The following is a 21,324-nucleotide window of genomic DNA, read 5'->3' on the forward strand; positions in this document are numbered from 1 at the left end:
CTCGCTCGCGAAGCTGCGCAAGATCACCGAGGAGGGCGTGCATTTTCAAAACCATCTCGATGGCGCGCCGTGCTTCCTCGGCCCGCGCGAGGCCATGGAGATCCAGGCCACGCTCGGCTCCGATATCGCGATGCTCTTCGATGAGTGCCCGCCCTTCCCCTGCGAGCGCGATTACGCCGCCGACAGCCTCGCCCGCACTCTGCGTTGGGCAGCGAAGTGCAAGGAAGTGCCCACGCCGGGCCTGAAGTTCGGCATCGTCCAAGGCTCCAGCTTCCCCGACTTGCGCCGCGAAAGCGCCGAGGCGCTGGTGGCGATCGGCTTCGACGGCTATGCGGTGGGCGGAGTGAGTGTCGGCGAACCCGAACCGGAGATGATGGCCGCCATCGAATCGGCCGAGCCGTACCTGCCCGCCGACCGTCCGCGCTACGCCATGGGTCTCGGCACCCCGCCGCAGATGCTCGAGATGGTCGCCCGGGGCATCGATATGTTCGACTGCGTGCTGCCCACGCGCCTGGCGCGCAACGGCACCGCCTTTACCGCCCAAGGCACGATCAATCTCAAAAATGCGCCTTATATTTACGATCAGGGGCCGATCGAGGAGGGTTGCACCTGCGAGGCCTGCCGACAGTTTACCCGCGGCTATCTGCGCCACTTGGTCAAGGCCGAGGAGATACTCGGATTGAGGCTGATTTCGCTACACAACCTGCACTTTTATCTGAATTTGATGTGGCGTGTTCGCCAGGAAATCGAAGCCGGCACCTTTGCCGCATTTCGTCAGGATTTCGTCTCTAATTATCGCACGCATCGCGAGGTGTAGACTCGCGTCGGAATGACGACGCGATTTTGAAAATAATGCGCTTGCAGAGCATCCATAGCGATACTTCTGTGCGATAACCGTATTGAGAAGATGGAAGCGAGGATGACATCCCGCTGCTCGCCTCGACCACTTCGCCAAACGCATTATCTCCATCCCTGACCGCTTTCCTTTTTTTATATGAGCAAATACACCGCATTCCGCTGCCCTGAAGACCTTCTCGAACTCGCCAAAGTCAAAGCGAAGAAGGATCGCCGCTCGCTGAGCAACTACATCATTACCCTCATCGAGAAGGACGTGCAGGATGAAGTGCCGGTGACGGCGAGTGAGGAAGCCAAGAGCAAACGGAAAATCGCCGCCTTCTCCTGAGCCTTGGCGGCTCCGGATTAGCTACAGGCGATTGTATCCGCAGCCGTCGCCTTCTTCAGCATGCGCCCCCCCGCGCACGACCTATTTGTAGGGTGACCAGAACTCCGCCGGCGCGACGTCCGAGAGCGAACTAAAGGTAAAATCCGCGACTTTCGGCGTAAAATCGACGGAATAAGGGCCGTATGCCTGGCCGAAAACATCGGCGCCCAGCAGGGACAGCTTGTTCATCCGCTTCATATAGGGCTGAAGGTCGGCAAATTCCGCCGGGGCTCCCTCGCTTTTGTTGAATTCAATCGCGTATTGATCGAGGGCTCCATCGATCGTGCGCAAGTCGTCCAGGATCTTGGCGGCTTGGGCGCGCTTGCGGGCGCGCAGCATGTTGGAGGTACCGATCGCCGCGAGCAGGGCGATGATGGCGACAACGATCATGATTTCAATGAGCGTAAAGCCACGCTGATATCGTGGGCGGGTGAGTGCGTTCATAAGTTGTGATAATAATTACAATAATTATTAGAAATAAGAGCATAAGGCGTTCCACGTAGCCCCGTTCCACATTGAGATTGTCTTGGGTCGGGCTGTGGTCGCGGAGTTGGAGAGCGACGATGCATGCCCAAGCTCGGCCCCATCGACCAAGGAGGTTCAGCAGCTTCCATTTGACATCCGATATTTGAGCGCTCACTATATGCTTTGTGGCTTTATTGATTACTCAAATACCAATGCAATCCAGTTCCAGAAAGTGAACCTCCGACCCATTTCTCATCGAGGGTTACAGAGAAGTCCGGCGAGTTCCGACTGGTTCCGACCTTTCATTATTCGAGCTGCACCCGCAGCCACATGAACCTACTCTCACGGAAACCAAGTGGTCCGGCTTTAGCCCGTCCCGGCTTCTGGCCCTCGGCACCACTTACAGGGAGTTTCGGCTAGTTCCGACCTTTGAATTCGTCCACGCGTCAACCCCTCCCTCCCTTCTGTGCCTTGATCACCGCTCCACATCCTCCCCTTCCCACCCAAAGCCTTGCCCAATCGGCCTAGATTCCGTATCCGAAGTCCCCGCCCTCCCTCTTTCTTGAAAGTCATCGGTTCCATCTCCGCCGCCCAGCGCCTCCCCCAGGCCGCCCCCGCCCCCATCGTGCTCGTCCCGACCATGGGAGCACTGCATCGCGGGCATGCCGCGTTGATCGATCGCGCCCGCGCCCTGGCCGGACCGCGCGGGACGGTCGTGGTCAGCATCTTCGTCAATCCCACGCAGTTTGGACCCAAGGAGGATTTCTCCCGCTATCCACGCCCCTTCGCGGCGGATAAAGCACTGTGCGCCGCACGCGGCGTCGACGTGATCTTCCACCCCACGCCCGCGGAAATCTATCCGGAAGGCTTTTCGACCTACGTGGAGGAGACCACCGTCTCCACCCTTCTCTGCGGGCAATCGCGCCCGGGCCATTTTCGCGGGGTCTGCACGGTGGTGCTCAAGCTCTTCCAGATCATCCGGCCACAGATTGCCGTCTTTGGCCTCAAGGACTTCCAGCAGTGCGCCGTCATCCGTCGCATGGTGCGCGATCTGCACGTCCCGGTGCGCATCGTCGCCGTCGAGACGGTCCGCGAGCCCGACGGCCTGGCGCTCAGCTCGCGCAATCAATACCTCTCGCCCGAAGAGCGCGAGCAGGCTCCGGTTTTGCGCGCCGCACTGCTCGCCGCCCGGAAAGCCTGGCAGGGCGGCGAGAAGAGCACGGCCCGCCTGCGGCAATTAATGGTAAAAAAAATCGCGGCCTCTACTCTCGCACGCATCGACTACCTTGAACTCGCCGATGCCGACACCCTCCAGCCTGTTTCCCACGCCGACCGCAACACCGTCATCGCACTCGCCGTTTTCTTCGGCCGCACGCGGCTCATCGATAATCTCCGCCTGCGATGAATGAGTATGATTTCATCGTCATCGGCTCCGGCATCGCGGGGCTGAGCTTCGCGCTCCAGGCCGCGGGTCATGGCCGCGTCGCCATCATCACCAAGCGCGCCCGCGCGGAATCGAATACCGCCTGGGCGCAGGGCGGCATCGCCAGCGTCACCAGCACCGAGGATTCCTTCGAACTCCACGTGCAGGACACGCTCGAGGCCGGTGCCGGCTTGTGCGACGAGCAGGTCGTGCGCACCATCATCACCGATGGCCCCGCGCGCATCCGTGAGCTGATCGATTTCGGCGTCCACTTCGATGAACGTGAACTCCCCGATGGCTCGCACGAGCTCGACCTCGGGCGCGAAGGCGGCCATTCAAAACGCCGCATCCTGCACGCCCGCGACGTCACGGGTCGCGAGATCGAGGGCGCCCTGCTGGACGCCATCGCCAGGCATCCGCAGATCTCCGTGCTCGAAAACCACATGGCCGTGGATCTCATCACGCTGGGCAAGCTGGGCTACGTGAGCAGCGACCGTTGCCTCGGCGTTTACGTGCTCAACGAGGCGACCGGCGAAGTCCTCGCGCTGCGCAGCGACCGGGTCGTGCTCGCCACCGGCGGCTGCGGCAAGGTTTACCTTTATACGACCAACCCCGGCATCGCCACGGGGGACGGCGTGGCCATGTCGTGGCGCGCCGGAGCGAAGGTCGCGAACATGGAATTCATCCAGTTCCATCCCACCTGCCTCTTTCATCCCGAGGCGCGCAGCTTCCTGATTTCCGAGGCGGTGCGCGGCGAAGGCGCCCGGCTCACCGACGCGAACGGCCGCGAGTTCATGAGCCGCTATCATCCCAAGAAGGAACTGGCCCCGCGTGACATCGTGGCCCGGGCCATCGACGCCGAAATGAAGCGAACCGGCGCCCGCTGCATCTATCTGGATATCACGCACAAGCCCGCGGACTTCATCCGCGACCGCTTCCCGAATATCCATGAGAATTGCCTGCGCTACGGCATCGATATCACCCGCGATCCCATCCCGGTGGTGCCCGCCGCGCATTACCAATGCGGCGGCGTGCTCACGGATGAAAATGGCGCCTCGAGCCTGGAGGGCCTCTACGCCATCGGTGAGGTGGCCTGCACCGGCCTCCACGGCGCCAATCGCCTGGCCAGCAATTCGCTGCTCGAGGCCTGCGTCCTCGCCCATCGCTGCTGCGACGCCATTGTTTCAGCCCCGCTTACTGAAAAGGACACCTGGCTCACCGACCTTCCTCCTTGGAAAAGCGGCGACGCCGTGGACGTGGACGAATTGGTCGTCATTTACCACAATTGGGACGAAATCCGCCGCCTCATGTGGGACTACGTCGGCATCGTCCGCACCACCAAACGCCTCCAACGCGCGGCAACCCGCCTCCGCAATCTGGAGCGGGAGATCCAGGAGTTCTACTGGAACTTCAAGATCACGACCGACCTCCTGGAGCTTCGCAACCTGGCGACCGTCGCCGGCCTCATCGTGGACAGCGCCTTGCTCCGTAAAGAAAGCCGCGGCCTCCACTACACCCTCGATTTTCCCGAGACCGACCCCAAATGCTGCCGACCGACAGTCCTGCGCCGCAACTAACTACCCGGTTATCCGCGCCTCTGTTGGCACATTCGATGCTAAATTAGATTCGTAACAACACGAACCTGACACTTCGCCCCCGAAGCTTGTCGAAGAGTGACCAATATGCGACAATTTGTCGGAAAAACCGCTTTACCCTCCCCCGGTTCTTCCCTATAGACCTGCCCCACTTCCAGAACATGAAGCTTCATCCCCTGGGAAAATTCTTATCTCGCGCTATCCTCGTCGCTGGGCTGGCCGTCGTCGCGAGCCGGGTCGAGGCCCAATCCCCCTACCAGAGCAGTGCCGATTTCGCCAAGTACGCGGCGAAGCTCCGCGAAAGTGCGATCCTGCACATGGAGCCGCAGGTGGTCATCCCTACCATGTCCCGCACCCTCAGTGTGTCCGGGAAATACCCATGGAAGACCGGCATTGTGACCACCGTCTTCTGGATCGGCGAGCCCGCGGGCGGCAACAACCCCGTGCACAATTTCAGCAGCTCTTGGGATCTGAACTGGGAACAGAGCTACGGCGGCTACGACAACCCGAATCCGTCCAACCGGCGCAACTTCATCCCGGCCAACTTCGTCCCCCGGCAAAACCCGTTCTACATCGCCCTGCCCTTCAACGACGTGACCCATGGCACGACCAAGCAGGAAGCCAAGGTCGTGATCCCGTGGTTCAAGGAAACATTTGTCCAGGAAGGCCAGTCCGTCTGTCACGATCGCTGGGTCTGCATCCGCAACAGTTCCGGCAAAGTATGCTACGCCCAGTGGGGCGATTGCGGCCCTTTCCGCACGGACCACTGGCAATATGTTTTCGGTAACGAGAAGCCAAAGCCGAACCTCAACGGCGGCGCCGGCCTCGACGTGTCCCCGGCGGTCCGCGATTACCTGCAGTTGGGCAGCACCGATGTCACCGACTGGAAATTCGTCGAAGTGACGGATGTGCCAAGCGGTCCCTGGGGGCTCTATGGAGAGAACAACACTCTCGTCCAGAATACACGTCGCAGCCAGGAACACGTGGCCAGCGTCGTGCTGCCGCCGGTGCGCAACAGCAACCCGCAGCCGGAATCGCAAGTCCAGCGGTCTGCACCTCAGCCCCCTCCGGTCCAAAAGGCCGACGGGCCGACCATCATCACCCGCCAGCAGCAATAAGGGCCGACTCCCGCTGGACAGCGGGCGTACGGATTTTGCACACTGCGCGCCCTACCCATGCCGCGCGGCATATTCGTCTCATTTGAAGGCAGCGAAGGCTGCGGCAAGTCCACGCAAATTCGGCTCCTCGCGGAACGCCTGAAGAGCGCGGGGCGCGAGGTGCTGCTCACTCGCGAGCCCGGCGGCACGGAGATCGGCGAGCAGTTGCGCCACCTGCTGCAATTCTCCAAGGCCGGCCACACCATGACCCCGGAAACGGAACTGCTCCTGTTCACCGCCAGCCGCGCCCAGCTCGTCCGTGAAGTCATCGTCCCAGCTCTCACTGCCGGCACCATCGTCCTCGCCGATCGCTTCCTCGATTCCACCACCGTCTACCAAGGCGTTGCCCGGAAGCTCGATCCCGCCGAAGTCGCTGCCATCAATCGCTTCGCCGTCGGCGGCACCTTGCCGGATATCACTTTCGTCCTCGATCTCGATCCCACCATCGCCCGCGAGCGGATGCGCCACCGCGCCGCTCCCGCTGGCGCGCCCGATCGTATGGAAAGCCAGCCGGCCGCTTTCTTCGACGCCGTCCGTGCCGGTTACCTCGCCCTCGCCCGGGACAACGCCGATCGGGTGCGTTTGCTCGATGCCGCCATCTCTGTCGAAAATCTCTCTGCACGCATCTGGCAGGAACTTGCACCGCGGCTTACCCCATAGACTTCGCTCCGATCCCATGCCCTTCACCGCCGACGAAGCCTTCAACCTGCTGCAGAGCGCCTACGCCAATAATCGCCTCGCGCACGCCTACCTCATCACCGGCCCGGCCGGCAGCGGCAAGCGCGAGCTGGCCAATCGCCTCTGCGCTCTGCTCCTGAAGGAAAAAATCACGGATCTGAAACACTCCGACATTCACGTCATCGAGCCCGAGAGCAAATCGCGCCGCATCCTCATCGAGCAGATGCGGGAGCTCGAGCGCAACCTGCACATGCGCAGCCTGCTCGGCGGCCACAAGATCGGCGTCATCGTCGATGCCGACCGCCTTCAACCCAATGCCGCCAACGCCTTCCTCAAAACACTCGAGGAACCGCCGGGCCAAAGTTCGCTCCTGCTTCTCAGCAGCCTGCCGGATCAATTGCTCGAGACCATCCTCTCCCGCTGTCTCGATATTCCGTTGCGCCCCGTGGAAGCCCGGCAGGCGACTCCGCTACAGACCAAGCTCCTCCACGCCTTGCAAGCCCACGCGCAGCAGGAAAGACCGGGGCTGGTCGAAGCGTTCCGGCTCGTCCGTGAATTCCAGACGCTGCTCGGCGAAGCGCGGGAAACGATCCAGGCCGACGCCGACGCCGCGCTCAAGGCCGAGGAGCAGCATTACAAGCAAACCTCGGAAGCGGGAAAATGGCTCGAAGAGCGCGAGGATTACTACAAGGCGCTGATCGAAAGCCGCTACGTCGCCGCGCGCCATTCCTTGCTGGAGACGATGGAACAGTGGTGGGCCGATGCCCTGCGCCAGCAGGCCGCCCAACCTGCCGGCGAGCTCACTTCCACGCTCGATCAACCCACCTTCGCCGCCGACACCGCCACGCTCGGCACGCGCCACTCCACCACCACGCTGCTGCGCAAATCCGACGCCTTCGAGACGCTCCGCCAGCATCTGGCGAATCCCGGCGTGCAGGAACAGCTCGCCCTCGAATGCGCCTTCCTGCGCGCCTTTGGAGAATGAACAAGGCCAACCGCGTTCGTTGGCGCTTTGCGGTGGAGTTTGGACGCGGACTCCTAATCGTGTGGCCGGTCCTTTCGGGTGTCGTCCTCCTCATGGTCCTCCTCGGATTTTGTTGCGCGCGAGACGAGCACTGGCCTTTCGGTGACGGCTTGTATTTCGCTCTCATCACCGGCTTCACCGTCGGCTATGGCGACTTCGTTCCCCATCATCCGCTGGCCCGGGCCTGCGCCGTATGCCTGGCCTTTCTCGGCATCGTCATGACGGCCATCATCGCCGCCGCCGCCGTCAAAGCCCTCGGTATCGCGCAAGACTCCGAGCGCTGACGCGTGAATAGCCTGGCATCCGCCCATCGCCATTTGCCCTTGCCCGCCCAACCGCATTCCCCCTACATCTTCCGCCCACTCTCCACTTTCACCCCATACTCCCTATGAGCAGAAAAATTCGTTACGCAATGGTCGGCGGCGGGCGCGGCGCCTTTATCGGTGCAGTCCATCGCATCGCCGCCAATATCGACGGCCAGATCGAACTCACCGCCGGCGCTTTCTCCGCCGATCCCGCCAAATCCAAGGCCAGCGGCGCCGACTTCTTCCTCGATCCCGCGCGCGTCTACGGCAGCTTCGATGAGCTCGTGAAAAAGGAAGCCGCGCTCCCGGCGGACCAGCGCATCGATTTCGTCGCCATCGTCACGCCTAATCACGTCCACTTCCCCGCGGCCAAAGCCGCGCTGGAACACGGCTTTCACGTCCTGAGCGACAAGCCGGCAACCTTCGATCTCGCCGAGGCCAAGGCGCTCGCCGCCATCGTGAAAAAGACCGGCCTGCTTTACGGACTCACCCACAATTACACCGGCTATCCGCTGGTGAAAGAAGCACGTGACATGATCGCCGCCGGCAAACTCGGCAAGATCCGCAAAGTCGTCGTCGAATACCCGCAGGGCTGGCTGGCCACGCGCCTCGAAGCCTCTGGGCAGAAGCAGGCCGCCTGGCGCACCGACCCCAAGAAGAGCGGCGCCGCCGGGTGCATCGGGGACATCGGCACGCACGCCGAAAATCTCGCCGAGTACATGACCGGCCTGCAAATCAGCGAACTCGCCGCCGACCTCACTTCCTTCGTCAAAGGTCGCAAGCTCGATGACGATGGCAACCTGCTGCTCCGCTTCAAGGGCGGCGCGAAGGGTGTGCTCCATTCGTCGCAGATTTCCGTCGGCGAGGAGAACAACCTCAACATCCGCGTTTATGGCGAAAAGGGCGGCCTCGAATGGCACCAGAACGAGCCGAACACGCTGCTCGCGAAATGGATCGACCAGCCCATGCAAGTGCTGCGCACCGGCAACGGCTACCTCGGCAAGAACGCCGCCGCCGCCACGCGCACTCCGCCCTCACATCCCGAGGGCTACCTCGAAGCCTTCGCCAACATCTACAAGAACTTCGCCGGCGCCATCCGCGCGCGCCTCGAGAAGAAGAAGCTCGCCAAGGACGACCCCGCCAACGACTACCCGAAAATCGAAGACGGTGTCCGCGGCATGGCCTTCATCGAAGCCGTGGTGAAATCCTCCAAGGCCAACGCGGCCTGGACGAAGCTCGACGTGTAGTCAGTGCCCAGAAAGGGCATTTTTGGCGAAACAAACGCCATTTTCCGCAATGGAGCCAATGGAGCCAATGGAGCCAATGGAGTCACCGCAGTACTTCGCGCAGCCACTCCCGTAGTCGTGTCCGCGGCGCGCAGGGACGCAGGACCCAGGCGTCGTTGTGATTGCGAAAGCCGGTGCCGACGATGGTGAAAGCCCCCTTGTCCCATGAGCCCGTCTCGCGCAAATAGCGCTCGGTCTCGTTGGCGTTGGAAGCCTCGCCGCAGATGAACTGGGGGCGACCCTTCAGCCGCTGGAGCCGCGCCAGCGCCGACGCCTGGTCAGCACCCGGATAGGGCCACGTCGTCCGCGCGCCGTCGTACTGGCTGTAGCAGATGAATGCGCGCCACAGCGCCGCCGTCGCGTCGTCGTGCAGCCCGAGATAGTTGGCCGCAATCGCCCCGCGCGAAAACCCCGCGAGCACCACACGCTGCGGATCGCCGCCAAATTTTTCGCACACCTGCCGCACCGTGGCGCGGCAATACGCCAGTGTCGGCTCGGGAGCGTAACCGGGCGGGTCGCCCCACCACTTGATGACATTCGCCGTGCCTGAGTCATTGAGATACGGCACGCAAATCCAGATGCAATGTTCGCCCGAGGTGATGCCGTAGCCCAGCCGGCTGCCCTCGACTTTTCCCGTGCTCACGTCCCCATACGCATTGTGAAAGTCCCCGTTGCCCGCCCATTCCACGATCACCGGGAAGCGCCCCGCCGGTTTCCAATCCACCGGCAAGTACAGCGCGCCGTAGACCTCCGTCGCCTCCCAACCCGTCGTCGTAAAGCGCACCCGCTGGCCCGCTTCCGGCGCACCGGTCGTCATTTCCGGCACGGTCAGGTCGGGCGCGACGGTCGAGATATCGGGCAACTCCTGCGCGCGCACGGTCAGCGCGCAGAGTAACATCACGGGGAGGAGATACTTGTTCATGGGGACGCTCCAGTGGTGCGCATCACTTCCCACCGAAGCAAGCCAACATCGCCCATCGCCGACGGAATAATCTCTCGACAGATTCCGCACCGCCTTCCCACACTCCCCGCCCCTATGAGATTCGGAAATCAAGTCGCCATCGTCACCGGCGCCGGACGCGGCATCGGACACGCCATCGCCCTGCGCCTCGCCAGTGAAGGCGCCCGCGTCGCGGTCGTGAGCCGCACGGAATTGAATGCCACCCGCACCGCGGAAGAGATCAACGCCCAATTCGCCGGCCTCGCCAAGGCCTACGCCGTGGATGTCGCCGATCACGCGGCAGTCAAGAAGCTCGCCGAGCAGATCCTCACCGAATTTTCCCGCGTAGATATTCTCGTGAACAACGCCGGCCTCACCCGCGACGGCCTCTCCATGCGCATGAGCGAGGACGACTGGGACACCGTCATCGACACCAACCTCAAGGGCGCCTTCAATTTCATCCAGGCCGTCGAGCGCCCGATGATCAAGCAGCGCAGCGGGCGCATCATCAATATCGCCAGCGTCGCCGGCATCATCGGCAACGCCGGCCAGGCCAATTACGCGGCGAGCAAAGCCGGCCTGATCGGGCTCACCAAAGTGATCGCCCGCGAACTGGCCAGCCGCGGCATCACCAGCAACGCCGTGGCCCCCGGCTTCATCACCACCGACATGACGGAGGTCCTTCCCGAGGCGCTGAAGACGGGTGTGATCGGCCAGATCCCGCTGGCCAAATTTGGCGAGCCCGCCGACATCGCCAGCGCCGTCGCCTTCCTCGCCAGCGCCGAGGCGAAATACATCACGGGACAGGTGCTTTCCGTGGATGGTGGTATGGTGATGTAGCGCCAGCGGTTGATAGTGGATGGTGAAAAGTGGATAGCCGCTTACCTTCCCATCCGCGCCTCGCTCCAAATCGGCGCGGCTATCAACTATCCACTCTCCACTCTCCACTTCTCCCGTGCTGCTCTACCTGCTCCGTCACGCCGATGCCGATATGCCCGCGCCCAGCGACGAGGCGCGTCCGCTGTCGGAGAAGGGCATCGACCAGGCGAAGAAAGTGGCGCGCTTTTGTGAGGCGCACGACATGCAACTCTCCTTGATCCTCACCAGCCCACTCCGCCGGGCACACGAGACCGCCAAGCCAGTGGCCGCGGCCTTGCGCGCGGAACTGGTGATCGCCCCATGGCTGGCCAGCGGCATGCACCCGCAGGCCGCACTCGAGGAACTGCGAGCCTATCGCGCGCAATCCAGCGTGATGCTCGTCGGCCATGAGCCGGATTTCTCTCAATTCGCGGCGCACTTGCTCGGTCTGCCGACAAACACCGCCATCAACGTCCGCAAGGCCTCGCTCACCCTGCTGGAGATCGATGTCTTCCGCGCCGGCGCGGCCAGCCTCCAGTTTTCTTTACCCTGTAAATTAATGTGATCTCGCGCATTCTTCACGCTACCGACTTCGCCGGCGACGCCGCGCGTTTCATTCTCGACCACGCCCGCAAGGCCATCGCCGAGCGCGGGCTCTTTCGCCTCGGTCTCACCGGTGGCCGCTCGCCCCGGGCCATTCACACCGCACTCGTGGAACTGGCCGGCGATCTGCCGTGGAAGAAGGTCCAGCTCACTTTCGGCGATGAACGCTGCGTGGCGCCCGACCACGAAGATTCCAACTATCGCGTGGCCAAGGAATCGCTGATCGCCCCCTCCGGCATTCCCGAGGGCAACGTCTTCCGCATGCGCGGTGAAATCGACCCCGAAACCGCGGCGAAGGAATACGAAGCCATGCTGCACGCCTTCGCCTCGCGGCTCGGTGAGAAGCACTACGTGCATGATCTTTTGCTCCTTGGTCTCGGCGAAGATGGCCATACCGCCTCGCTGTTCCCCGGATCGCCCGCACTCGAGGAAACCGTGCGCGAAGTCCTGCCGGTGATCGGTCCCAAGCCGCCACCCCAGCGCCTTAGCATGACCTTCCCGCTGATCAACGCCTCGCAGCACATTCTGTTTCTGGTGCCCCAGGCGGACAAGCGGGAGATCGCCGAGGCCGCCATCGGCGGGGAGGCGAGTTATCCCGCTTCACGGGTGCATGGACAGGAATGCACGACGTGGCTGCTGGGCTCCTGATCGAAAACGCCTACAACGTGAGCAGGAATTTTTGCAGGTCGTCGAGCTGCGGGCTCTTCGCGTTGCGCACGTAGAAGCCGGAAGTTGCCACGCCAATCTGCAGGCACCCCGCGAGGTCCAGCCCAAGGAGGCAGCCGAGGCAAAAGCCCGCATTGAAGTGATCGCCCGCACCCGTGGTGATCTTTGGCTTGGTGGTCACCGGGCCGAGCACATGCATGGCGCCCTGCGCATTCGCCGCGGCGGCAAAGAACGTCGGGTGAATGACCACGGTATCGATCTTCAGCTTTTTGCGGATGTCGTCCGCATGCTGGGTCACCGTGCCGTAGGTTTCCTCGGGCGCCTTGAGGCCGAGCACCTCGCCGATCTGCCGGGCTTCGCGCAGGTTCATGCCGAGGATCACGCGGAAATGCTTTTGAAACCTGGTGATCTGCTGGAGCGCCGTGGCCTGGTCCTCCGGTGATCGTTTGGCCGGATCCGCGAGATCGACAAACAGCCAACGCTTTTCGCCGGTGAGCTGCGGTGCGATGCGGGTTGCGATCTTCTGCCAGATCGACGTCAGGTGCGTCAGCATCGTCCAGTTCACCAAGGCGATGAGCGACGACTGGGCGAAGATGCCGAGCAGCTTTTCCTCCGGCACGTGCTGGATGAGGTTCGGCCAGTTCACATCGCGCAGGCTCTGGTGCTTGCCAAACATCAGCTTGCCGTCCGCAAACTCCACCGCGTCCGTGTAGGCTGGTTCCGCGATGGAATAGATCTTCTTCGCGCGCTTCACCAAGTCGGCAAAAACCGGATGGACGTGCGGCTGGCCGAGGTTGCCGATGTAGGTAAGGGGCGTGCCGTAGCTACAGAGAGCGTTGGCCATGATCGGGCCGTTGCCGCCGAGCTTCACCATCTGGGTCACCATCTCAAAGTTGGCGCTCAGGCCCGCCGCTTCACCGATCTTCTCCGAGAACTCGCGCATTTGCTCCACGCGGGTGTATTTGGTCACCGATTCGCGACGGGCGACGACGTGGAGGATGGTATCGACGAAGCCATCGAAGCCGACGAGGACTTTGGTGCGGGCGAGCCGGGAGCGAGCGTTACGGATTTGATCGTGGACGATTTGCGGCAGTGGCTTGGACATCGCGTGCCGCTTTATACGGCGGCGGGGCGGCGGTGTCGAGGCTCGACGGGGATTACGAATTCCAATTCGGAGAAAGCAACGCTCGGAAAGGTGGGGGAGGGCCAAAGGCCCGCATGTCCGCGAAAAATCAGCCGCCCTCACGGGTTCAATGAACCCGGCTACAACTACAACGAATCACGCTGCGCCCGGCACGCGGAAGATCAGGCGCACGGCGTCGAGGCGGGGCTGGGCGGTGGCGATGGCGGCTTGCAGGTCTGTCTGCTGCTGGCGCATGGCGGCGATCTCCTCGGGGCGCACGTGGTCGTTGATCTGCCGCAAGTCCTCCAGACGATCGATCTCGTTGCGCAACTGGATGCTCATCGCGGTGCTGGCCGATTCGATCAGCTTCGCGGCGCGCTCGGCGGCCAGGGCCTGCGCCTTGGAGAGCATCGCGGGGAGCAGCTTCTTCTTCACCGCGCCGCGGTCGAGCAGGCGGAAGATTTCGCCTTTCTCCAGTTGAGCGGAGGCCACGGCTTCGTCGTCGGTGTGATCGACCAGTGCGTGGTCCACCACCACGCGAATCGGCGTGGCCGGGAGAAAACGGTCCGCATGCAGCGCGAGCGGAGCGATGCATTCCACCACGGTATAAATCTCGAGCAGCATCCCCTCCGCGCCCCCGCCTTTCCACATACCGAACGACGCATTGCCCGCTTCACTGCCGAGCAGCAAATCGAGCGACGCCCGCACGAGCGGATGGTCGCCGCTGACAAAGCCCAGGTCCTCACGGCTCAGCGCCCGGGCGCGATCGAGGGTGATCGTCATTCCGTCCTCCGGCACGGCGGGGAAAGCATCGGTAATCATTTGTCCCGGCCGCAGGATGTAACTGCGCGTGCCGTGGTCTTCCACCTGCACGCCGAAATGATCGAGCAAGCGGATGAAGAACTCCTCGAACTTCTCGTCGCCATCGAGGTTCCGAATCTGGCGCGTCAATTCCTCCGCCACGCCCGGCTTGCAGGAATTCAACTCGAGCAGCCGATCATGCCCATGTTCCAGCTTCTTCGCCACTTTGCCGCTGAGGTCGCGCGATTTGGTAATGAGCTTCTCCAGCTTCGGCGCGGAGAATTTCTGCCTCAATGCGGCCAGATCCTTCTCCAGCGCACGGACGATCTCGCTCGCGCCGTGGGGATTTTTCTCAAAGGAGTTCAGCCCCTCGTGATACCAGCGCGCCAGCACCTCTGAAGCAGTCCCGCGCAGATACGGCACGTGAATCTGGATGGTGGAAGTCTGGCCGATGCGGTCCAACCGGCCGATGCGCTGCTCCAGCAATTCCGGGTCGTCCGGCAAATCGAAGAGGACAAGATGATGGGCGAACTGAAAATTGCGTCCTTCGCTGCCGATCTCGGAGCAGATGAGAATGCGCGCGCCTTCCTCTTCGGAAAAGTAGGCGGCATTGCGATCGCGCTGGAGGAGCGTGAGTTGCTCGTGGAAAAGAGCCACGGCGACATTCAATTCGCGCTGCAAGCGGGCGGAGAGGTCCTCCACCAATTCGCGGGTGCGGCAGATGAGCAGCACCTTTTGCTCGCCGAGCTCTTTCAACAGGCCGACCAGCCATTTAATCTTCGCATCGAGCTCCGCGCCTTTCTTGCCCGCGTCCAACGCGACCAACTTCGCCTGGCGCTCCGGGAACCCCGAAAGCGCGGCGCGCGTATTGCGAAACATCACGCGGCCTGTGCCGAATTCGTCCAGCAAATCGGAAACCAGCGCGGTCCGCGCCCGCTCATCGCCGGCGGCCAGCTCATCGCACCGCGAGCGGATGCGCGCGGACTTCTGACCGAAGACCTCGCGGTCCGCCTTGGTCAGCGGCTTGCCGTCGATCAGCCGGTCGATCGCTTTGGCCACTTGCTCGTAGTGCTCCGCTTCCTCGAGGAATTGCTCGAGGTTGTCGTAGCGATCCGGATCGAGCAAACGCAGGCGGGCGAAGTGCCCTTCCGGTCCCAACTGTTGCGGCGTGGCGGTGAGGAGCAGGAGTCCTTGCGTCTGCTTCGCCAATGCTTCGACCAGCGCGTACTGCGGGCTCACCGTTTCACGGCTCCATTCCAGATGGTGCGCCTCGTCGACCACCAGCAGGTCCCAGCCCGCGGCGAGCACCTGTTGCGCGCGTTCCGGGCTGCCCGCGAGAAAAGCGGTGCTGCAAATGATGAGCTGGCTGTCGAGGAACGGATTCGTCCCGGCGTCGTGCGCCTCGATCGACCCGCAGCGTTCCTCGTCGAACAGGCTGAAGAGCAGATTGAAGCGCCGCAGCATTTCCACGAACCACTGGTGGACGAGCGATTCCGGCACGAGCACCAGGATGCGCTCCGCGCGGCCGGTGAGGTGCAGTCGATGCAGAATGAGGCCGGCCTCGATCGTCTTGCCCAGTCCCACTTCGTCCGCCAACAAAACACGTGGCACCAACCGCGCCGCCACCTCGCCGGCAATGGACATCTGGTGCGTGATCAAATCCACACGCCCGCCCACAAAGCCACGCACCGCCGATTGCCGATGCCGGCAGCGGCGTTGCAAGGCTTCCGCCCGCAGGTCGAATGTCGCGAGGTCGTCGACCTGTCCACCCAAGAGCCGTTCCTCCGGCTTGCTGAAGCTGATGGTATCCGAAAGTTGTGCCTCGGTGACCTCGCGCCCCTCGGCATGATAGATGAGCATCCCCGCGCGCTCCTCAATGGTCGTGACCACGACCTGATCGCCCTCGCTGGTCTTGATGTGATCGCCCTCCTGGAAGCGCACGCGGCGCAGCGGGGCGGACTTCAGCGCGTACTGCCGCTGCTCGCTGGCGGCGGGGAAAAATACTTCCACGCGGCCGAACTCGGCCTTGAGGATGATCCCGAGCCCGAGTTCAGGCTCGGAATCGCTGACCCATCGTTGTCCGGGAATTGGTTGTTCGCTTGGCATCAAAAAGGGGCGGAACGGTAACCGTTTTGCATCCCTCGGCAACGGCAAAGCGCGTCGATTATAAGTGGACCGATTTTTCGGCCAGTTCACCCGCACTCCGCGCTCGACAGCGCCGCCGCCTCGCGCCAATTTTCCCGCCCCTATGGCACACCAGAAATCCGATGGCATGAACTACGCGCCCGAGGGCAAAGCGGCGCCGGTCGTCAAGAAAGGCGAGTTCCCTTTCGCCGCCGTGGCGCTCGACCACGGCCATATCTACGGCCAGTGCCGGGGCCTCACCGAGGCCGGGGCCGAACTGAAATACGTTTACGATCCCGACCCGGCCAAGGTCGAAAAATTCTGCGCGACCTTCCCCGGCGTGGAAGCGCTGCCGAGCCTGGAAGCCGTGCTGGAAAAGCCGGAAGTCCTGCTCGTGACGGGCGCCGCCGTGCCCAACGAGCGCGGCCCGCTCGGCTTGCGGGTGATGGACGCCGGCAAGGACTATTTCACCGACAAGACGCCATTCACCACGCTCGACCAACTCGCCGCCGCGCGGGCCAAGGTGCAGGCGACGGGCAAAAAGTACATGGTCTATTTCAGCGAGCGCCTGCATGTGGAATGCGCAGTGCGCGCCGGACAATTGATCGAGCAGGGCGCCATCGGCCGCGTCTTGCAGGTGCTCGGGCTGGGGCCGCATCGCAGTTCGCCGGCTAGCCGGCCGGCGTGGTTTTGGTCGCAGGAGAAAACCGGCGGCATCCTGGCTGACATCGGCTCGCACCATTTCGAGCAATTCCTCCACTGGAGCGGTGCGAAAACCGCGAAAGTGCTGCATGCGCAGGTCGCCAACTATCACCACAAGGAGTACCCCGAATTCGAGGACTGGGGCGAAGCGAACCTGCTCGCCGACAACGGCGCCACCAACTATATCCGCATCGACTGGCTCAATCCCGCGGGACTCAGCACGTGGGGCGATGGCCGCGCCTTCATCCTCGGCACCGAGGGCTATATCGAGCTGCGCAAGTATCTTGACGTGGCCCGCGAGCAAAGCGGGGATCACCTCTACCTCGTCGATGGCAAGGGCGAGCACCACATCCGCTGCCAGGGTGAAGTCGGCTTCCCCTTCTTCGGCCAGCTCATCCTCGATTGCCTGCACCGCACCGAAAACGCGATGACGCAGGAGCACGCCTTCCTCGCGGCTGAGCTGTGCCTGCAAGCGCAAGCGATGGCGACGCGGATCGAGTAGGCGGTGATATCCGCTCTGTCATCCTGAGCGAAGTCGAAGGACCCCGTCGCACAACCAGCAGTATCGCTGGTAGAGCGACGGGGTTCTTCGACTGCGTTCCACTCCGCTCAGAATGACACGCGAGGAGAGGGTCAGTGATTGAACAGAAACTCGCGCGTGCTGAGCACGCTCCAGAAAACATCCTCCACGATGGGGCGCTTCTCGGCGGGTGACTTGGCCTCGGCGAGCGCCTTGGTCACGCCAGCGCGCTCGGGTGCGGTAGGCGGACGGCTGAGGGCGAGCAGGAAGATTTCGTCGGCGAGAGTAGTGTCCGACTTGCCGCTGGCGAGCAACTGGTCCACGCGGTTGTCCTTGGCGGCGAGTTTTTGATTGAGCGTGTCGCCATTGGCGATGTGCAGCGCCTGGGCCATGCTGGGCTCATTCGTGCGCTCGCACTCGCAGGTGGAGACGCGGTTCGGGCGGCCGAAGCTGTTGAGGAAATAGGAGTCGGTGTGCGAGTCAGGCAATTGCAGCGCCCGGTAACCCATCGGGTAGGACTCGCCAATGCCCTTGTTGGCATTGCGTTTGTCCATGCGGAAGGTCGTGGGCTCCGCGGTGACCTGGGAAATGGCGTCGAGCATCACCTCGGCCATGAGCCGCTTGGGATAATAACGGGCGTAGAAGCGGGTGTCGTCCTTGTTCTCCGGGCGGGCGACGCTGCTGCGCTGGTAGGTCTCGCTGGTGAGGATGGCACGCATGAGCGCCTTGAGATCGAAGTTGTTCTTCACGAGATAGGCGGCGGCTTCGCTGAGCAGCTTCTCGTTGCTCGCGGGATTGGTCATGCGCAAGTCGTCCACGCTTTCCACGAGGCCGGTGCCGAGGAAATTCTTCCACACGCGATTGGTGATGGAACGCGCGAAATAGGGATTCTCCGGCGACGTCAGCCACTGGGCCATCGCCACGCGGCGATCTTCCGTGGACGTGAGCGACATCGGCTTGCCATCGAGCGGGGTCGGCAACTGCGGCTTGCCGCGCAAGGGCTGGACGAGGTCGCCGGTGGTATCGGCGAAAATGACGCGCTCATTGGGCTGCGCGCCGTTTTTCTGCCGGACGCGCGAGAAGAGATTGGCGAAGGCGAAGTACTGGTCGTTCGTCCATTTCTCCATCGGATGATTGTGGCACTTGGCGCAATTGATCGACATGCCGAGAAAGGCGACGGAGACCGTCTCCGCGAGCTTGGTCGGCTCATCGTGCAGGACGAAGAAATTGCCCGCGCCATTCTGCTCGGTGCTGCCGGTGGCGGTGAGCAGGGTGCGCACGGTCTCATCCCACGGGGTGTTCAATTCCACCCGGCGACGGATCCATTGGTAGTAGCTCCACATGGGGACTTCCGGGAGCTTGTCGCTGTTCACGAGCAGGAGGTCGCTCCATTTATACGACCAGTAATCGACGAACTCGGGCCGGGTAAGCAGTGCGTCGATGAGATGGTCGCGCTTGTCCGGCGTGGTCTCGGCGAGGAAAGTGCGCGTCTCTTCCGGCGTGGGCAGGACGCCGATGGTATCGAGAAAGGCGCGGCGGACGAACTCGGCATCGGTGCAGCGGTCGGAGGGCGGGAGATTGAGCTCGTGCAGCTTTTCCACGACGCGCTCGTCGATGAAATTGCGCGGCTTGAATTCGGCGAAGGCAGCCGGCACCGGCGCCTGCGTGTAAGGCACGGTCACGGTGGCGATGGCCAGCTTGCTGAGATACCAGGCGGTGACGGTGCCTTCACCGTTGCCGACGACTTTCACGGCGCCGTCGTCGTTCACTGGCGCGACCGAGTTGTTGCCGGCGGTGTATTTGGTCCAGCGAGTGACATCTTCGCGATGGCCATCGTTGAAAATGGCGGTGACTTTCATCGGCACCGTCTGCCCAACCTGGGCGGTGGTGTGCGGCGGCGAGATCTCGATACTGGCAATGCGCGCGTCCTTTTCCTGCGGACCGGGCGCGCCGCTGGCGATCCAATCGGCGAGAATCTGGTATTCCGGTGAATCCGCCTTGAAGCGTTCTCCGCCCTTGTGCGGGATCAGCTTCGTCGCCTTGAGCAGCAGCAGGCTGCGTGCGGGATCGTCGAGATTGACCCGGCGTCCCTCGGCAGACTTGGTGATGATGAGGTAGTCGCCCTCGTTGTCGTAACCGCGCAGCGACAGCTTGAAGCCCCCCTGCCCCGCCGCCGCCCCATGGCACGCGCCCGCGGAGCAGCCATAGCGCGCGAGGATGGGCTGGACTTGATTGCGAAACGAGGGCGCATCCGCCGCGGAGAGCGACGCCGCCGTGATGAGCAGCAGAAGACCGGCGCGGAGCATGATCTAGAACAGCTCCTTAATCGGGTCGAAGCCGCGATCGATGATGGGGAAGGGCCGGCCTTGCGGGCCGGGGAGTTCGGTCTCGAGATCGATGCCCAGGGATTTGTAGATCGTGGCCACGACATTCGCCGGCGCGACCGGACGCTCCGCCGGGTAGCCGCCGATTTCGTCGCTCTTGCCGATGACGCGCCCGCCTTTCACGCCGCCGCCGGCAAAGCCGACGGTCCAAACCCCCGGCCAGTGATCGCGTCCGCCGGCGGGGTTCACCTTGGGCGTGCGGCCGAACTCGGCGAGGTTGCAGACCATGGTGTTCTCGAGCATGCCGCGCTGGGCGAGGTCCTCGAGCAGCGCGCTGTAGGCCTGGTCGTACATGGGCGCCACGAGATCGCGCATGCCTTCGATGCTGGTGAAGGGCTTTGAGCCGTGGATGTCCCAAGTGATTTCGTTGAAGACGGTGATGAAGGTATTGACCGTGACGAAGCGCACGCCGCGCTCCACGAGGCGCCGCGCGAGCAGGCAGCACTGGCCGAAGCGATTCATGCCGTAGCGCTCGCGCACGCTCATCGGCTCCTTTTCCAGGGCGAAGGCCTCGCGCGCCGCGGTGCTGCTCATCAGCCGGTAGGCGTCGTTGAAATTGGTGTCCATCAGCTTGGCCGATTCGCTGGACTCGAAATTCTTCACCGACTCGTCGACCAGCGAGCGCAGGTCCTTGCGGCGCTGCAAGCGCACCTCGCTGATTTCCGTCGGAGGCAAGAGATCGGGCACCTTGAAATCCTTGGCCGAGGGGTCGGCATTGAGCACAAAGGGGTCGTAGGTCTTGCCGAGAAAACCGGCGTCCTGGCCGTGCGGGAGATTGCCGCCGGTGGGGCCCATCGGTTCGGGGAGGATGACATGCGCGGGCAGTTCGCTGCGCCGACCCTTTAGAAACTCCAGCGCGCAGCCGGCGTGCGGGGTGTTGATGCCGCCGGTGAAAAGGCGGCCGGTCTGCATCATCTGATGACCGGTATCGTGCACCGCCGCCGCGGAGTGATACACGCTGCGGACGAGCGAAAACTTGTCGGCCAGCTTGGCCATGTGCGGGAAGATTTCCGTGAGTTGGATGTCCGGGCTGTTTGTGCGGATCGTCTTGAATGGGCCACGGATTTCGCGCGGTGCATCCGGCTTCGGGTCCCAGGTATCCATCTGGCTCGGTGCGCCGAGATTGAAGATCATGATGCACGCGCGCTCGTCCTTCGAGGTGTCCACCGCGCCCATGGCCCGCAGCGACTGGAAAAGCGGGAGCGACAGCCCGATGGCGCTGAGCGTGCCCGCGTGAAGGAAGTCGCGGCGGGTAACGCCGTCGCAGTTCTGAATGGAGCCTTTGCCGGTGAATTTAAACATGGCGGTAGTTCGGCGGAATAAGGGGGGCTGAATCGAGGGCGCATAATGGGTCCCACCCGGCCACCCCGCAATATACGAAACCGCGTAAGCCCCGGGCGCTCAGGGCGTGGCGTTGGCAGCGGCCTTCTTTCCGATCTCCCGGAGCG

At 63.0% G+C, this 21,324-nt stretch carries 19 protein-coding genes; 13 read left to right on the forward strand and 6 right to left on the reverse strand.

All coding sequences use genetic code 11. From position 1 onward, the window contains the following. Together tgt and ABJF10_RS15855 are read left to right on the forward strand one after the other, a co-directional pair. Positions 1–817 (forward strand): tRNA guanosine(34) transglycosylase Tgt (gene tgt, locus ABJF10_RS15850; RefSeq protein WP_348545562.1); only part of this gene is annotated, 817 nt, incomplete at its 5' end. Between the two features lie 177 nt (positions 818–994). After that, entirely contained in the window at positions 995–1,183 is a 189-nt protein-coding gene (locus tag ABJF10_RS15855; protein WP_348545563.1) for a hypothetical protein, read from the forward strand. Positions 1,184–1,264: 81 nt separating this feature from the next. Here ABJF10_RS15855 and ABJF10_RS15860 read toward each other — a convergent pair whose 3' ends face one another. Next, positions 1,265–1,666, reverse strand: coding sequence for a type II secretion system protein (locus tag ABJF10_RS15860; protein WP_348545564.1), 402 nt, complete (start codon positions 1,664–1,666; stop codon positions 1,265–1,267). A 583-nt stretch (positions 1,667–2,249) separates the two neighbouring features. On the opposite strand from ABJF10_RS15860, the gene panC reads away from it, so the two are divergent. The 7 genes from panC (at position 2,250) to ABJF10_RS15895 (ending at position 9,116) form a co-directional block, all read left to right on the forward strand. Next, positions 2,250–3,092: a pantoate--beta-alanine ligase gene (gene panC / locus ABJF10_RS15865; RefSeq protein WP_348545565.1), complete on the forward strand. Its 843-nt coding sequence runs from the start codon at positions 2,250–2,252 to the stop codon at positions 3,090–3,092. After that, positions 3,089–4,687 carry an L-aspartate oxidase gene (gene nadB, locus ABJF10_RS15870; protein ID WP_348545566.1) on the forward strand — a complete coding sequence of 533 codons (1,599 nt, stop codon included), beginning with the start codon at positions 3,089–3,091 and terminating at the stop codon, positions 4,685–4,687. Before panC ends, nadB begins: the two co-directional genes overlap by 4 nt. Positions 4,688–4,866: 179 nt before the next feature. Then, positions 4,867–5,823: a hypothetical protein gene (locus tag ABJF10_RS15875; protein WP_348545567.1), complete on the forward strand. Its 957-nt coding sequence runs from the start codon at positions 4,867–4,869 to the stop codon at positions 5,821–5,823. Between the two features lie 57 nt (positions 5,824–5,880). Further along, positions 5,881–6,522 carry a dTMP kinase gene (tmk, locus tag ABJF10_RS15880; protein WP_348545568.1) on the forward strand — a complete coding sequence of 214 codons (642 nt, stop codon included), beginning with the start codon at positions 5,881–5,883 and terminating at the stop codon, positions 6,520–6,522. 16 nt (positions 6,523–6,538) lie between these two features. Beyond that, complete coding sequence (locus tag ABJF10_RS15885; protein ID WP_348545569.1) at positions 6,539–7,525, forward strand: ATP-binding protein; 987 nt, start codon at positions 6,539–6,541, stop codon at positions 7,523–7,525. Continuing rightward, positions 7,522–7,848 carry a potassium channel family protein gene (locus tag ABJF10_RS15890; RefSeq protein ID WP_348545570.1) on the forward strand — a complete coding sequence of 109 codons (327 nt, stop codon included), beginning with the start codon at positions 7,522–7,524 and terminating at the stop codon, positions 7,846–7,848. Before ABJF10_RS15885 ends, ABJF10_RS15890 begins: the two co-directional genes overlap by 4 nt. 104 nt (positions 7,849–7,952) lie before the next feature. After that, positions 7,953–9,116 (forward strand): Gfo/Idh/MocA family oxidoreductase, encoded by a 1,164-nt coding sequence (locus ABJF10_RS15895; RefSeq protein WP_348545571.1) that lies wholly within the window; start codon positions 7,953–7,955, stop codon positions 9,114–9,116. An 82-nt stretch (positions 9,117–9,198) separates the two neighbouring features. On the opposite strand, the gene ABJF10_RS15900 is transcribed toward ABJF10_RS15895, so the two are convergent. After that, positions 9,199–10,077 carry a hypothetical protein gene (locus ABJF10_RS15900; RefSeq protein ID WP_348545572.1) on the reverse strand — a complete coding sequence of 293 codons (879 nt, stop codon included), beginning with the start codon at positions 10,075–10,077 and terminating at the stop codon, positions 9,199–9,201. Between the two features lie 114 nt (positions 10,078–10,191). On the opposite strand from ABJF10_RS15900, the gene fabG reads away from it, so the two are divergent. From fabG to pgl, 3 genes are all read left to right on the forward strand, one after another. Next, positions 10,192–10,935: a 3-oxoacyl-[acyl-carrier-protein] reductase gene (gene fabG / locus ABJF10_RS15905; RefSeq protein WP_348545573.1), complete on the forward strand. Its 744-nt coding sequence runs from the start codon at positions 10,192–10,194 to the stop codon at positions 10,933–10,935. A 115-nt stretch (positions 10,936–11,050) separates the two neighbouring features. Next, a complete protein-coding gene (sixA, locus tag ABJF10_RS15910; protein WP_348545574.1) occupies positions 11,051–11,518 on the forward strand; it encodes a phosphohistidine phosphatase SixA in 468 nt (155 codons plus the stop codon). Next, positions 11,515–12,204, forward strand: a complete 690-nt coding sequence (pgl, locus tag ABJF10_RS15915) for a 6-phosphogluconolactonase (protein ID WP_348545575.1) — start codon at positions 11,515–11,517, stop codon at positions 12,202–12,204. The genes sixA and pgl overlap by 4 nt, the downstream gene beginning before the upstream one ends. Before the next feature lie 10 nt (positions 12,205–12,214). Here the strand turns inward: pgl and ABJF10_RS15920 are convergent, their stop codons facing one another. Beyond that, positions 12,215–13,327: a PfkB family carbohydrate kinase gene (locus ABJF10_RS15920; protein ID WP_348545576.1), complete on the reverse strand. Its 1,113-nt coding sequence runs from the start codon at positions 13,325–13,327 to the stop codon at positions 12,215–12,217. Positions 13,328–13,501: 174 nt separating this feature from the next. After that, entirely contained in the window at positions 13,502–16,252 is a 2,751-nt protein-coding gene (gene rapA / locus ABJF10_RS15925) for an RNA polymerase-associated protein RapA (RefSeq protein WP_348545577.1), read from the reverse strand. A gap of 166 nt (positions 16,253–16,418) precedes the next feature. On the opposite strand from rapA, the gene ABJF10_RS15930 reads away from it, so the two are divergent. Further along, a complete protein-coding gene (locus ABJF10_RS15930; protein ID WP_348545578.1) occupies positions 16,419–17,474 on the forward strand; it encodes a Gfo/Idh/MocA family oxidoreductase in 1,056 nt (351 codons plus the stop codon). Positions 17,475–17,605: 131 nt separating this feature from the next. On the opposite strand, the gene ABJF10_RS15935 is transcribed toward ABJF10_RS15930, so the two are convergent. Together ABJF10_RS15935 and ABJF10_RS15940 are read right to left on the reverse strand one after the other, a co-directional pair. Next, complete coding sequence (locus ABJF10_RS15935) at positions 17,606–19,798, reverse strand: DUF1553 domain-containing protein (RefSeq protein WP_348545579.1); 2,193 nt, start codon at positions 19,796–19,798, stop codon at positions 17,606–17,608. Between the two features lie 3 nt (positions 19,799–19,801). Next, complete coding sequence (locus ABJF10_RS15940) at positions 19,802–21,178, reverse strand: DUF1501 domain-containing protein (RefSeq protein ID WP_348545580.1); 1,377 nt, start codon at positions 21,176–21,178, stop codon at positions 19,802–19,804. Positions 21,179–21,324: the final 146 nt, after the last annotated feature.

The sequence above is a fragment of the Chthoniobacter sp. genome (genome assembly GCF_040003245.1).
Taxonomy (GTDB): domain Bacteria; phylum Verrucomicrobiota; class Verrucomicrobiia; order Chthoniobacterales; family Chthoniobacteraceae; genus Chthoniobacter.